This window comes from Aliidongia dinghuensis, assembly GCF_014643535.1.
In the GTDB taxonomy this organism is placed as follows: domain Bacteria; phylum Pseudomonadota; class Alphaproteobacteria; order ATCC43930; family CGMCC-115725; genus Aliidongia; species Aliidongia dinghuensis.
Window position 1 is genome coordinate 427751 of the sequence record NZ_BMJQ01000002.1, and the last position, 14282, is coordinate 442032.

General features: G+C 67.9%; 7 protein-coding genes. 5 read left to right on the forward strand and 2 right to left on the reverse strand.

Features of this window, described 5'->3' with window-relative positions:
* Positions 1-38 precede the first annotated feature (38 nt).
* From IEY58_RS05345 to IEY58_RS05355, 3 genes are all read left to right on the forward strand, one after another.
* Positions 39-1850 (forward strand): autotransporter assembly complex protein TamA, encoded by a 1812-nt coding sequence (locus tag IEY58_RS05345; RefSeq protein WP_189043240.1) that lies wholly within the window; start codon positions 39-41, stop codon positions 1848-1850.
* Positions 1851-1985: 135 nt separating this feature from the next.
* Entirely contained in the window at positions 1986-6368 is a 4383-nt protein-coding gene (locus tag IEY58_RS05350) for a translocation/assembly module TamB domain-containing protein (RefSeq protein ID WP_189043248.1), read from the forward strand.
* Positions 6369-6479: 111 nt separating this feature from the next.
* Entirely contained in the window at positions 6480-7361 is an 882-nt protein-coding gene (locus tag IEY58_RS05355) for a dienelactone hydrolase family protein (RefSeq protein ID WP_189043250.1), read from the forward strand.
* Between the two features lie 46 nt (positions 7362-7407).
* Here the strand turns inward: IEY58_RS05355 and IEY58_RS05360 are convergent, their stop codons facing one another.
* Both IEY58_RS05360 and IEY58_RS05365 read right to left on the reverse strand, forming a co-directional pair.
* Positions 7408-8613: an ABC transporter substrate-binding protein gene (locus IEY58_RS05360; RefSeq protein ID WP_189043252.1), complete on the reverse strand. Its 1206-nt coding sequence runs from the start codon at positions 8611-8613 to the stop codon at positions 7408-7410.
* 248 nt (positions 8614-8861) lie between these two features.
* Complete coding sequence (locus IEY58_RS05365) at positions 8862-12485, reverse strand: hydantoinase B/oxoprolinase family protein (RefSeq protein WP_189043254.1); 3624 nt, start codon at positions 12483-12485, stop codon at positions 8862-8864.
* A gap of 377 nt (positions 12486-12862) precedes the next feature.
* On the opposite strand from IEY58_RS05365, the gene IEY58_RS05370 reads away from it, so the two are divergent.
* Complete coding sequence (locus IEY58_RS05370) at positions 12863-13405, forward strand: hypothetical protein (protein WP_189043256.1); 543 nt, start codon at positions 12863-12865, stop codon at positions 13403-13405.
* A 270-nt stretch (positions 13406-13675) separates the two neighbouring features.
* Positions 13676-14218 (forward strand): hypothetical protein, encoded by a 543-nt coding sequence (locus IEY58_RS05375; RefSeq protein ID WP_189043258.1) that lies wholly within the window; start codon positions 13676-13678, stop codon positions 14216-14218.
* Positions 14219-14282: the final 64 nt, after the last annotated feature.

The window sequence follows — 14282 nt, forward strand, 5'->3', positions numbered from 1 at the left end:
GGTTGCGGAACCCGCTTCAGCAGGCGCCGTTTGCCGTGATGATCCGCCCCTCCGCCCGCCCGCGCCGGCGCCTGTCCTGGTGCCTCAGTCGGGCCGGCTTCCTCGTCTTGCTCATGTCTTCGACAGTCGCCCGGGCGGAGCCGGTCGCCTATGAGACCAAGATCACGGGCATCGAGGACAGCGCGCTGCAGTCCGACCTGGAGGCGAGCTCCCAGCTCGTCAAGCTGCAGGAGTCGAAGCCGCCGGAGACGATCGGCGCGCTTACCCGGCGCGCGCGCGACGACACCGACCGGCTGACCGCGGTGATCGAGGCCGCCGGCTATTACGAGCCCCATATCGACCCGGTGATCGACGACAAGGCGACGCCGGTCCAGGTTGAGCTCAAGGTCACGCCCGGCCCGCGCTATACGCTTGCCAAGGTCGCGCTCACGACCGCGGGCGGCGCTGCCCCGCCGGACATCGGCCCGTTCGATCCGGCCACGGTCGGGCTCACGGTCGGCGGGCCGGCCGTCTCGAGCCCGATCGTCGACGCCGATGCGAAGATCGCCCGGCTCTACCAGGTGAAGGGCTATCCCTTCGCCAGGGTCACCGACAAGCATGTCGTGGTCGACATCGCCACCAAGACCATGGAGGTGACGATCGTGCTCGACCCGGGGGCGCCGGCACGGTTCGGGGCCGTCAAGGTCGACGGGCTCACGCGCCTGCGCGAGCGCTGGATCCGGCGCCGCATTACCTGGACCGCGGGCGAGCCCTATGATCAGGCCAAGGTCGACGCGACGCGCCAGGCGCTGGTCGGCAGCGGGCTCTTCGGCATGGTGAACGTCATGCCGGACGGTCCGGTGGCACCCGACGGCTCCGTCCCCATGCAGGTGCGCATCATCGAGCGCGCGCCCCGCTCGGTCGGCGTCGGTGCCAGCTACAATACGACCCAGGGCATTTCGGCCAATGTTTCCTGGGAGCATCGCGACCTGTTCGGCGGCGCCGAGAGCCTGAAGGTCACCGCGACCGGCGGCACGACCGACAATGGCTTGAACACCACGTTCCGCCGGCCCGACCTGTGGCGCACCGACCAGGACCTGGTCGCCTCGATCGCGTTCGAGAATCAGAATGTCGACGCCTTCCGCTCGATCGACCAGAAGGCGCAGCTGGGGCTCGAGCGGCGTTTCGATCCGACGCTCACCGGTGGTGCCTCGATCCTGGCCGAGCATGCGCGCGTCGACGAGAAGGTCGACACGCGCGTCTACACGCTGGTGGGATTGCCGCTGTTCGTGAAGAAGAACGCGAGCGACGATCTCCTGAACCCGACCTCGGGCTATCGCGCGGCACTGGAGACGACCCCCTATCTGCGCGCGATCGGCTCGAACCTGAGTTTCCTGCAGTCGAAGCTGACCGGCAGCTGGTACGACGGGCTCGACCCCAAGGGCACCTACGTTCTGGCACTGCAGGCGACGCTCGGCGCCACCGTCGGCACCTCGCTCGCCGAGATTCCCAAGGACCATCGCTTCTATGCGGGTGGCGGCGGCTCGGTGCGCGGTTTCGGCTATCAGAAGGGCGGCCCGCTCGACAAATTCGACAACCCGATCGGCGGCCGCTCGCTCGCTGTCGTGAGCGCCGAGCTCCGCACCAAGGTCACCGACACGATCGGCGTGGTGCCGTTCCTCGATGCCGGTTCCGACTACGCGAGCCAATTCCCCGACTTCAAGGGCCGCGTGGCCTTGGGCGCCGGCATCGGGCTCCGCTATTTCACGGCGGTCGGCCCCGTCCGCCTCGATCTTGCCACCCCCTTGAACCCGCGCGGCAATGTCGACTCGCCGATCCAGATCTATGTCAGCCTCGGACAGGCGTTCTAGGATGGTGACGCCAGGCAGTTCTTCCCCCGTCATCCCCGCGCAGGCGGGGATTCAGGGCGGCCGCAAAGGCTGGATGCATAGCCGTCGCTCGCTCTGGATTCCCGCCTGCGCGGGAATGACGGAAAGGAAGAAGCCATGAGGCGCGTGCTCCGCTGGATCGGCCTCGGCCTTGCCGCGATCGTCGTGCTGATCGTCGTCGCCTTCGCCGGCGGGCTCTGGTGGCTCGGCAGCGCCGGCGGCCATGCCTGGCTCACGGCGCAGGTGACGGGCGCGCTCACCAGTGCCGACACGAAGGCGACCATCGCGGGCCTCGAGGGTGCCGTGCCGTTCCATCTGCGGCTCGCCCGGCTCGAGCTCGCCGACCGTGACGGCACGTGGCTGACCGTCGAGAATGCTGCGGTCGATCTCGATGCGGCGGCACTGCTCCGCGGCACGGCGAGGATCGACCGCATCGCCGCCGGCCATATCCTGGTCGCGCGGGCGCCGCTGCCGTCGACCACGCCGTCCCAGCCGTCGAACGAACCGTTTTCGCTGCCGCGCCTGCCAGTCGGAATCGAGCTTGGCAGCCTCGACGTGCCGGCGATCGACTTGGGCGCCCCGTTGCTGGGCGAGCCGGCGCGCCTGACGCTCGATGGCAAGGCCAGCCTGCATCGCGGGCGCGCCGATGCGGCGATCTCGCTCGTGCGCGTCGGCGCGGCGCCGGGCAAGGCGACCCTGGCGCTGACGCTCGACGATCGGACGCTCACCCTCGATCTCGAAGCGGCCGACCAGTCGGGCGAGCTCATGGCGAAGCTCGATCCGGATGCGGGCGCGCAGCCGCTCGACCTCACGCTCAAGGGCAGCGGCCCGCTCACCGGCTGGCACGGCCGGCTCGACGGCTCGACCGGCGGCGGCGCCAAGCTCGGGGCCGATCTCTCCCTGGCGCTTGACAAGGCCAAGCTCGATCAGGGTTGGGCCGCGTCGATCAAGGGCACGGCCGATGTCGCAGCACTGCTCGCCGACCAGATGAAGCCCGCTGCCGGCACGGACATCGCCTTCGACATCGCAGCGGCCGGTCCCAAGGACAAGCCGATCACGCTCGACCACGCCGACTTACGGCTCGCCGCCGGCTCGGTCGCCGCCAAGGGCTGGTTCGACCCGGCGAAGCAGACGCTCGACGCCACGGCGACGATCAAGGGCGACGTCCACACGCTCGAAAGCGTCGCGGGCCAGCCGGTCCAGGGCAATTTCGAGCTCGACCTCGGCATGAAGGGCGCCGTCGCCCGGCCGACCGCATCGATCCGTCTCGACGCGCACGGGCTCTCGGCCGGCGAGAACGGCGTCGGCACGGTGACCGCCAAGCTCGACCTGGTCACCGGCACCGACGACCTCTTGCACATTACCGGCGGCGGCCGGTTCGACGGCATCAAGGCCGCCGGCGCGCCGCCGCCCGACGCGCTCGGCGACCGGCTCGACTGGACGGTCGACCTCACCGCCGACAAGCAGGCGAGCCGGATCCAGCTCGGCAAGGCGACCGCGTCCGGCGCCGGCGTCGCGTTCGAGGCGTCGGGCCGGTTCGACGGCACTGCAGCCGACGGCACGCTGCATCTGGCCGCGGCCGATCTCGCCCGCTTCGGTGGTTTGGCAGGCTTGGCGCTCGGCGGCAGCGTGACGCTCGACGGCACGGTCGCGAGTCCCGACGGCAAGGCGATCGACGCCAAGCTGACGGGACGCCTCGCCGATCTCAAGACCGGCATCCCTGAGGCGGATGGGCTGCTGGGTGGCACCGTCACGCTCAAGGCGGCGGGCGGGCGCTCGGCCGCGGGCACTCTCTCGCTCGCCGATCTCGCCGTCTCCGGGACGGACGTGAACCTGACCGGGCACGGCACGTTCGACCCGAAGGCAGAGGCGCTCGACGGCAAGGCGGTGCTCAGCTTGCCGCGCCTTGCGGCGCTCGGTGCCGGCTATGCCGGCCAGGCGACCGTGACGGTCGATGCGACCGGCAAGCCGAACGATCCGGCCGTCACCGCACAGGTTGACGGCACCGGCATCGAGGCCGGCGGCCGGAAGATCGACCGGCTGGCCGTGACCGCGAAGCTCGCGAGCCTGATCCAGCGCAGCGTGGCCCTGCAGGCAAAGCTCGATGCGGGCCAGCTCTCGGCGACGCTCGCCGGCACGGTGGCCCAGACCGGCGATGCCGCCTATACGGTCAAGGACCTGAAGCTCGCGGGACCGGGCACGCGGCTCGCCGTGGACGGCACGGTCGACCTTGCGGCCAAGCGCGGCAGCGGCAGCATCGATGGTGCCGTCAATGACCTTGTCGCCTGGGCGCCGCTCGCGGGCATGCCGCTCGGCGGCGGCGTCAAGATCACGGGCAAGCTTGCAGGCACTGCCGCCAAGCTCGATCTCGATGCGACCCATCTCGCGGTCGGCGCCAGCGCTGACAATGGCCGGACTACACTCGAGCATCTGGGCCTCGCGGCCGATCTCTCCGACATCTGGGCGCGACCGCGCGGCAAGCTCACGCTCGACGTGACCAAGCTCGTGGCCGCCGGCGCCTCGGTCGATCATGCCAAGCTTGCCGCAGCGAGCGACAAGGCGGGTGCCTTCGGCTTCACGCTCGACGGCGCCGGCACGGCGCAGAAGCCGTTCCAGGTCGCCGCCCAGGGCAGCTTGGCTCTCGGGCCCGGCAGCGACGCGACGCTCAGGCTCGCGAAGTTCGACGGCAAGTTTGCCGACCTGCCGTTCGATCTGCGCCGGCAATTGACACTGGCGCGCAAGGGAACGGGCATGAGCTTCGCCGACCTGGCGCTCGCCGTGGGCCAGGGCAGCATTACCGGCGCCGGCAATGCGGACGGCAGGAGCCTCAAGCTCGATCTTGACGGCAAGAACCTGTCGATCGGCGCCCTGGGCGCGCTCGCGGGCCAGGCGGGAACCGAGGGCACGCTCGGCTTTTCGGCGAAGCTCTCGGGCTCGCCCGCTCGGCCGGCCGGCGCCGTCACGGTCGCTGTGCCCGATCTGAAGCTCGCGGCCGCGACCCATCCGGATCTGCCGCCGGTCGGCGTCGCCGTCACTGCCGAGCTTGCACCGGGGCGGGTCGACGTCAAGGGCAAGGTCGACGGGCTCAAGAACCAGGCAATCGGCTTCTATGGCCACGGTCCGCTGCAGATCAAGCCGGACCTCTCGGGTGTCGTGATCCCGCCCGACGGTGCCATTCTGTTCAAGCTCGAGGGTGAGGGCCGGCTCGAGACGCTGAGCGAGATGCTGCCCTTGGGCGAGGACCGGGTCGGCGGCGCCTTCACCATCGATCTCTCGGTCGGCGGCACCGTCGCCCATCCCGACGCCGGCGGCCAGCTCGCGATCCGCGATGGGCGTTACGACAATGACGCCTCTGGCATGACGCTGCGCGCGCTTACAGTCGATCTCGCCGGCAACCAGCAATCCTTCGTGCTGCGTAGCCTCGCCGGCAACGATGGCGGCCAGGGCACGGTCGGCGCCTCGGGCCGGGTCGATCTCGCGGCGGCCGGCGGGCCGGCGCTCGACCTCAAGGCCGAGCTCAAGAGCTTCACCGCCGCGCGCGGCGATACCGCGACGGCGATCGTCAGCGGCACGGCCGCCGTCTCCGGGCCGCTTTCCGGTCCGGCGGTCAAGGCGGCGATCACGCTCGACCGCGCCGACATCAACGTCCCGGACCAGCTGCCGCCCAATGTCGCGAAGCTCGACGTGGTGCGCATCGATTCACGCTATCCGAACCGCCGCGCGCCGGAGAGCCAGGCGGCGGCCCCGCCGTTCGCCGCCACGCTCGACATCGATTTCAGCTCCCCCGGGCAATGTTTCGTGCGCGGGCGCGGGCTCGACAGCGAATGGCGCGGCAAGCTCCATGTCGGCGGCACCAGTGCCGCACCGGTCGTGACCGGCCAGTTCGAGGTGGCGAACGGCACCTTCGCCGTCTTGAGCCACACCTTCACGATCCAGCGCGGCATCGTGGGCTTCGCCGGCAGCACCAACCCGGAGCTCGACCTGCTGGCGACCGCCAAGACGGCCGACATCACCGCAAACGTCCTGCTGCAGGGTTCGCCCACCAGCCCGACGCTGAAGCTCACCTCGACGCCCGAACTGCCGCAGGACGAGGTGCTGTCGCGCGTGTTGTTCGGCACCTCGGTCGGCCAGGTCTCGGCGGTGCAGGGCCTGCAGCTCGCGGCGGCCGCGGCCTCCCTCGCGAGCGGCGGCGGCCCGGGCGTGCTCGACCGAGTGCGCAACGCGACCGGGCTCGACCGGCTGACGCTCAATTCCGACAATACCTCCACCTCGAGCGGCTCCAGCAGCAGCAGCCAGAAGGGCGCGCTCGGTGGTGCTTCGGTCAGTGGCGGGAAATATGTCGCCCCCGGGGTGTTCGTCGGCGTCGACCAGGGCGCCGGGGCCGGCTCGACCAAGGCGCGGGTCGAGGTCGAGATTGTGCCGCGCGTGACGGTCGACGCCACGGTCGGCACCGGTTCCGAGTCGACCAGCATGGGTGTCAATTATAAATTCGACTACTGATTGCCGCGCGGCATTTCGCCGCTCGCGCAGGTTTGATCGGCGAACGAGTTCCGCTCGGGCTTAGGGTCGGTCTCGCCCAATCTCCCCATCTCCGAGGAGGGAACGTTCACCATGCGTCATGTCGCATCCGATATTGCTGGCCTGTTTCCGACCATGGACCTGAGCCGCCGCGGCTTCGTCGTCACCACGCTCGCGGCCGGCTTCGCGCTCACGGTGCAGCCGGTCCAGGCGAGCACGATCACGACCGATACCGAGGGACTCGTCGCCGGCGAGGTTCAGATCCCGGTCGCCGACGGTACGATCCCGGCCTATCGCGCGCAGCCTGCCAAGCCCGGCCCGCACCCGGTCCTGCTCGTGGTCGAGGAGATCTTCGGCGTGCACGAGCATATCAAGGACATGTGCCGCCGCTTCGCGAAGCAGGGCTATCTCGCTATCGCGCCGGAGCTCTATAGCCGGCTCGGCGACGTCGTCGCCATGACCGACATCAAGGAGGTGGTGGCGACGGTCAACAAGGCGCCCGACAAGACCGAGATGAGCGATCTCGATGCGACCGTCGCCTGGGCCGGCAAGAACCACGGCGATACGAGGCGCCTCGGCATCACCGGCTTCTGCCGCGGCGGCCGGACGGTCTGGATGTATGCCGCGCATAATCACAACCTCAAGGCCGGTGTCGCCTGGTACGGCCCGCTCGTCGGCACGCCGACCGACGCCATGCCGACCAACCCGGTCGATGTCGCGGGCGAGATCAAGGCGCCGATCCTCGGCCTCTATGCCGGGCTCGACCAGGGCATCCTCAAGGAGCATGTCGAGACCATGCGCGCGAAGCTGCTCGAAACCGGCAACACCCGGTCGCAGATCGTCGTCTATCCCGACGCCCAGCATGGCTTCAACGCCGACTACCGGCCGAGCTACAACGAGGCCGACGCCAAGGACGGCATGTCCCGCTGCCTCGCCTGGCTGCGCGCGAACGGCGTGGGCCAGGAAGAGGCGTAATGAGAAAACGCCCTCTCCCGCTTGCGGGAGAGGGTCTGTCCGCCTCCTACTTCGACATCGGACAGCCGGTCTTCTCCGGCGCCAGGAACGCCTCGGCCGCCGGTACGGTCGCGACCTTTTCCAGATAGTCCCAGGGATACTTCGATTCCTCGGGCTTCTTGACGCGCATCAAGAGCCGGTCGAACACCAGCTTGTTGTTCGACTGGATCTCGCCGTGCGCGGTGAAGACATCCTCGACCGGCGTCGCCTTCATGGCGGCCACGACCGGATCCGTGTCGGCGGTGCCGGCCTTCTGGATCGCCTTCAGGTAATGGGTGATGGCCGAATAGACGCCGGCGTGGCTGTCGTTCGGCATGCGGTTCATCTTGGCGAAATAGCGCTTGGCCCAGGCGCGGGTCTTGTCGTCGGTGTCCCAGTACCAGGACTGCATCAGCAGCAGGCCCTGCGCTTCCTTCAGCCCCATGCTATTGACGTCGGAGAGATAGACGACCGGCGCTGTCACCAGTTGCTTCGGCGAGATGCCGAATTCGCCGGCCTGCTTCAAGGAGCCGATCAGGTCGGCGCCGGCATTGGCCAGCATGACGACCTTGGCGCCCGAGCCCTGGGCCTGCAGCAGGAACGACGAGAAATCCGCCGTGTTGAGCGGATGGCGGACGGAGCCCTTGACCGCGCCGCCGAGCCGCGTGATCTCGGCCGTGGCGTCGGCTTCGAGGCTCTTGCCGAAGGCATAGTCGGCGGTCAGGAAGAAGTAGCTGTCGTAGCCCTGCTTCATGAGCGCCCGGATCGGCGCCACCGCGTTCGACCAGTTGTTGTGGGTCCAGGCGATGCCGGTCGGCGTGCAGGCGGGGCCGGTCAGATCCGACGACGAGGCCGAGGTGAAGATCGCGAGCTTGTCCTGCTCCTTGGCGAGCGCCTGGACGGCGAGCGCGATCGCCGAATTGGTGAAGTCGATGATCATGTCGACATGGTCGGGCCCATACCATTGCCGCGCGATCGACAGGCCGACGTCCGCCTTGTTCTGATGGTCGGCGACCAGGAGCTTGATCGGCTTGCCCAGGACCGAGCCGCCGAAATCGTCGATCGCCATCTGGGCGGCCACGACCGAACCGGGCCCGCCCAGGTCGGCATAGGGGCCGGACTGGTCGTTCAGCACGCCGATGCGCACGGCGTCGCCCTTGATTTCGGCCGAGGCCGGTGCCACGGCGGCGAAGCCGGCCAGCAGCATGGCGAGGATGCCCAAGATCTGTCTCATCGGGGTGAAGCTCCTGTTGGGGGATATTGGGGCGTCCTCTGGCGGGCGCCTTTTTAGGCAAGCTTAAGGGGTATTCGAGGGAAGAGTCATGAAAGTAACCCTTTCCCCGTCGTTCCCGCGCAGGCGGGAACCCAGGGCAAGCGAAGGCTGCTCATTGCCGGCACCATCGATATGTCGGCCCTGCGACAAGCCTCCGGCTTGCGCATGGATCCCCGCCTTCGCGGGGATGACATAATGAGGGTGCATCCTCACGCCCGCCCGAACCCGCCGCCGCCCGGGGTTTCGATTACGAACACGTCGCCCGGTGCCATCGCGGTCTCGTCCGTCGACGCGAGTTCGGTCACCGTGCCGTCCGCGCGCTCGACCCGGTTTCGGCCAGGCCGGCCCGCGGCACCGCCCTCCAGGCCATAGGGCGGCACGCGCCGGCGGTTCGACAGGATGGCCGCATTCATCGGCTCGAGGAAGCGCAGCCGCCGAACCGTACCATCGCCGCCCTGATGCCGCCCGGCGCCGCCCGAGTCCGGGCGGATCGCGAAGCTCTCGAGCAGGATCGGGAAGCGCCATTCCAGCACCTCGGGATCGGTCAGGCGCGAGTTGGTCATGTGGGTATGGACCGCGGTCGTGCCGTCGAAGTCCGGCCCGGCCCCGGCGCCGCCGCAGATCGTCTCGTAATATTGGTGGGTCGCATTGCCGAAGGTGAAATTGTTCATGGTGCCCTGGGCGCCGGCCATGACGCCCAAGGCGCCGTAGAGCGCGTCGGTCACGACCTGGCTCGTCTCGACATTGCCGGCGACGACGGCGGCCGGATGGCGCGGGTTCAGCATGGAGCCCTCGGGGATCACGACCTGCAAGGGCCGCATGCAGCCGGCATTCATCGGGATGTCGTCGTCGACGAGCGTGCGGAAGACATAGAGCACGGCGGCGAAGCACACGGCCGACGGTGCATTGAAATTGTCCGGCAGCTGCGCCGAGGTGCCGGTGAAGTCGATGCGGGCACCCCGCTTCGCCCTGTCGATGGTGACCCGGACCTTGACCACGGCGCCATTGTCGAGCTCGTAGGCGAATTCACCATCCTTCAGCACGTCGATGACGCGCCGGACCTGCTCCTCTGCATTGTCCTGGACGTGGCGCATGTAGGCCTGGACGGTCGCGAGCCCGAATTGGCCCGCGATGCGGCGGAGTTCGCTCACGCCCTTCTCGTTGGCGGCGATCTCGGCCGAGAGATCGGCGATGTTCTGGTCCGGGTTGCGCGCCGGGTAGGGGCCGGACGCCAAGAGCGCCCGCATCTCCGCCTCGCGCAGCCGGCCGCGCTCGACCAGCAGGAAATTGTCGATCAACACGCCCTCTTCCTCGACCGTGCGGCTGCCGGGCGGCATGGAGCCGGGCGAGAGGCCGCCGATGTCGGCGTGATGGCCGCGGCTCGCCGTGTAGAAGATCGGCTTGAGGGACTCGCCCAGGAACACCGGCGTCACGACCGTCACGTCCGGCAGGTGCGTGCCGCCGTTATAGGGCGCGTTCAGTACATAGACGTTGCCCGGCGCCATGTCGGGGTTGAGGCGGATGATCGTCTTCACGCTCTCGCCCATGGAGCCCAGATGCACCGGCATGTGCGGCGCATTGGCGATGAGCTCGCCCTCCCCGTCGAAGAGGGCGCAGGAAAAATCGAGCCGTTCCTTGATGTTGACCGAGTGCGACGTGTTCTCGAGCGTCGAGCCCATCTGCTCGGCGATCGACATGAACAGGTTGTTGAACACCTCGAGCATGATCGGATCGACCTTGGTGCCGACCGCGTGGTCGCGGGCGAGCGGTATCGCGCGGGTCAGCACCAGATGGCCCTTCTCCGTGAGCAGGGCTTGCCAGCCGGGCTCGACGATGTTTGTGCCGGTCGGCTCGACGATCATGGCGGGCCCATCGACCCGGTCGCCGGCACGGAGCATGAGCCGGTCGAAGATCAGGGCCTCGTGCTGCGCGCCGTGACTGTAGATCCGGGTCCGGCCGAGCGGCCTGGGCGCGCCGGTCGTGGCCGGCACCGCCGGATCCTCGTGCCGGTCCATGTGGCCCACGACCTCGACCGCGACCGCCTCGACGATGTGACGCTTGCCCGGCACGATGAAGCCGTAGCGCCGCTGGTGCGCCGCCTCGAAGCGCCGGGCGAGCTCGGCGGTTGCATCGAAGCCGGCGGGCGGCAGCTCGACCACCAGGAAGGCGTCGGTGCCCTCGTAGCGCAGCCGCGCGGTCGGGATCGCCGTCATCTGGCTTTCCGGGATGCCCTGGGCTGTAAGATCGCCGCGCGCCGCCTCGCCGAGCTGGACCACGTGGCTCTGCAGCCCGTCGACCGTCGTGGGCCCGAGCGGCTCCTCGACCGCGCGTTCGCGCATGACGCGGAAGTCGGCCAGGCCCATGCCATAGGCCGAGAGCACGCCGGCCAAGGGATGCAGGAAAATCCGCGTCATGCCGAGCGTGTCGGCGATAGCGCAAGCATGCTGGCCGCCGGCGCCGCCGAACGAGCAGAGCGTGTACCGGGTCACGTCGTAGCCGCGCTGGATCGAGATCTCCTTGATGGCGTTCGCCATGTTCTCGACCGCGATCTTGAGGAAGCCGTCGGCGACCTCTTCGGCACTGCGCGCGATGCCGGTCTTCTCCGAAATCTCGGCGGCGAGATCCCGGAACTTCGCTTCGACCACGGCCTTGTCGAGCGGCCGGTCGGCTGCGGGCCCGAACACTTTCGGAAAGAAGTCGGGCGAGAGCTTGCCGACCATGACGTTGGCGTCGGTCACGGTCAGCGGGCCGCCGCGGCCATAGGCGGCCGGGCCCGGGTTGGCGCCGGCGGAATGCGGGCCGACGCGGAAGCGGCTGCCGTCGAACGTCAGGATCGAGCCGCCGCCGGCCGCGACCGTGTGGATCTGCATCATCGGCGCCCGCATGCGCACGCCCGCGACCTTGGTGTCGAACGCGCGCTCGTATTCGCCGGCATAGTGCGAGACGTCGGTCGAGGTCCCGCCCATGTCGAAGCCGATCATGCGGTCGAAGCCGGCCGAGAGCGTCGACTGCACCGCGCCGACGATGCCGCCCGCCGGGCCGGACAGGATCGAATCCTTGCCCTGGAACATGCGCGCGTCGGTCAGGCCGCCGTTCGACTGCATGAACATGAGCCGCGTGCCGCCGAGCTCGCCCGCGATCTGGTCGACATAGCGCCTGAGGATCGGCGAGAGATAGGCATCGACCACGGTCGTGTCGCCGCGGCCGACCAGCTTCATGAGCGGGCTCGTCTCGTGGCCGACCGAGACCTGGGTGAAGCCCAGCTCGCGGGCGATGCGGGCGACCGCCGCCTCGTGCTGGCGCCAGCGGTAGCCGTGCATGAACACGATGGCGCAGGCACGGATGCCGGCGTCATAGGCATTCTTGAGATCGCGCCGCGCGGCGCCGAGATCGGGCGCCTGCAGCACCGTGCCGTCGGCCATGATCCGCTCGTCGACCTCGACGACCCGCTCGTAGAGCTGCTCGGGCAGCACGATGCGGCGCGCGAAGATATGCGGCCGGTCCTGGTAGGCGATGCGGAGCGCGTCGCGGAAGCCCTTGGTGGTGACGAACAGCGTGCGGTCGCCCTTGCGTTCCAAGAGCGCGTTGGTCGCGACGGTCGTGCCCATCTTGACGGCGGCGATCCGCTCGGCCGGGATCGGGTCCGTGGGTCCCAGTTCGAGGAACTCGCGGATGCCCTGGAGGGCGGCGTCGCGATAACGCTCCGGGTTTTCCGACAGTAGCTTCTTGGTGGCGAGCGTACCGTCCGGGCGTTTGGCCACCACGTCGGTGAAGGTGCCGCCGCGGTCGATCCAGAACTGCCACCGCCCGCTGGAAAGCCCTTCGCCCTGCATCGCCCCGTCCCCGATTTCTGGATCACATTAACGCGGGATGATTAAAGCCGCCCAGGGCGCCGGGCGTCCAATTTTCAATTTCTATGTGATGCGATCAATTTCAGTGATCGCTGCTGATGGCCGGACTGCGAGATTCAGTTCTCATTGGAAAAGATCGGCCCCGCCAGGTGCTGAACGCGTCATACCCGCTCGATGCACGGTTAGCTTGTGCCTGTAACAGATGAAATTTACCGTGGGGTGCTGTCTTCATCCTTAGGTCGGTCGCAGAGCGTTCTCGTCGGACAGCGCGCCTGCGGACAGTCGACCGAGGTCCGTTTTTGCGACCGGCCGTGATGCGGCCTCCGCAGGTGCTCCCCATGGCGTCTTGGAGGTGCATCATGCTGAAACGGTGCTGGCTTGCTCTATTGTTGCTTCTTGCCGTCCTCGCGGCCCCGGGCCGCGCGGAGGCGCAGTATTACTTTTCCTTGAGCGATCTCGAAAAGCTGTTCGTCCAGGACCAGCAGTATTTCGTCTTGGACGACGAGGGTTTCGGCGACCCGTCGGTCAACCATCTGCATTTCTCGCACATCGATACGACGACCGGCAATTTCACGGGCTATATCTGGGCGCCGCAGATCGTACCGGCGATCGCGAAAAAGTCGCTCCCGGTCTCGGGCACGATCACGATCAATCCCGACAGCTTCATCGGCGGCCTCTTCGGTACCGGCAACTACTATGGCATCTCGTTCAGCTGGGACGACAACAGCACCTTCTGCTTCGACCAAAGCGCCTCCTATACCGGGGCGATCACCTTCCGCGGCTATCGTGGCGGCAAAATGCAGGCCAACATCGCGGGTTCGATCGACGCCAGCTGGGCGGAGTGCCAGATAGGCCCCGTCAACTTTTCCCCCATCGCGTTCTCGGGAGTGCTGGTGAAATAGGACGCCAGCCTCGTCTCTTCCCATCATGCCCGGGCTCGACCCGGGCATCCCCGTGGGGTGACAGGCTGTGCGTGGCTTGCCCCGCCGATCAGATTCGCTGATGGACGCGCCCGGTTAGGTGGTACCATTTCTCGCTGTCTTCAGCCTTAGGTCGGTCGCAGAGCGTTCTTGTCGGACAGTGCGCCTGCGGACATTCGACCGAGGTCCGCTTCCGCGACCGGCCGTGATGCTGTCTCCGCAGGCGCTCCCTTTAGCGTCTTGGAGTGCATCATGCTGAAACGGTGCTGGCTTGCTCTATTGCTGCTTCTTGCCGTCCTCACGGCCCCGGGCCGGGCGGAGGCACAGTATTATTTTACCTTGAGCGATCTCGACACGCTGTTCGTCAAGAATCACCTGTATTTCGCGTTGGACAACGAGGGGCTCGGCAACCCGTCGGCCAACCACTTGCATTTCGTGCGCATCGACACGACGACCGGCAACTTCACCGGCTACATCGTGATGCCGCAGGTCTTGCCGTCATTTCAGTCGATGAACGTCCCGGTCACGGGCACAATCACAATCAATTCCGACGTCGGTGACCACGGCTACAGTTTCGGTACCGGCAACAATTATGGGATCACGTTCAGCTGGACCTACACGACCGACTGCTTCGAACAGGGTGCGTCCTACACCGGGGCGATCACCTTCGTCGGCTATCGCGACGGCAAGATGCTGGCCAACATCGCGGGCACGTTCAACAGCGACTGGGTCCAGTGCGTGTCAGGCGGCGTCAACCTTGGCCCGGAGCCGTTTTCCGGGGTCCTGGTGCAGTAGACCGGCCTCGTCTCTTAGTTCATGCCCGGGCTCGACCCGGGCATCCCTGGAGAGCGAAGGTAGT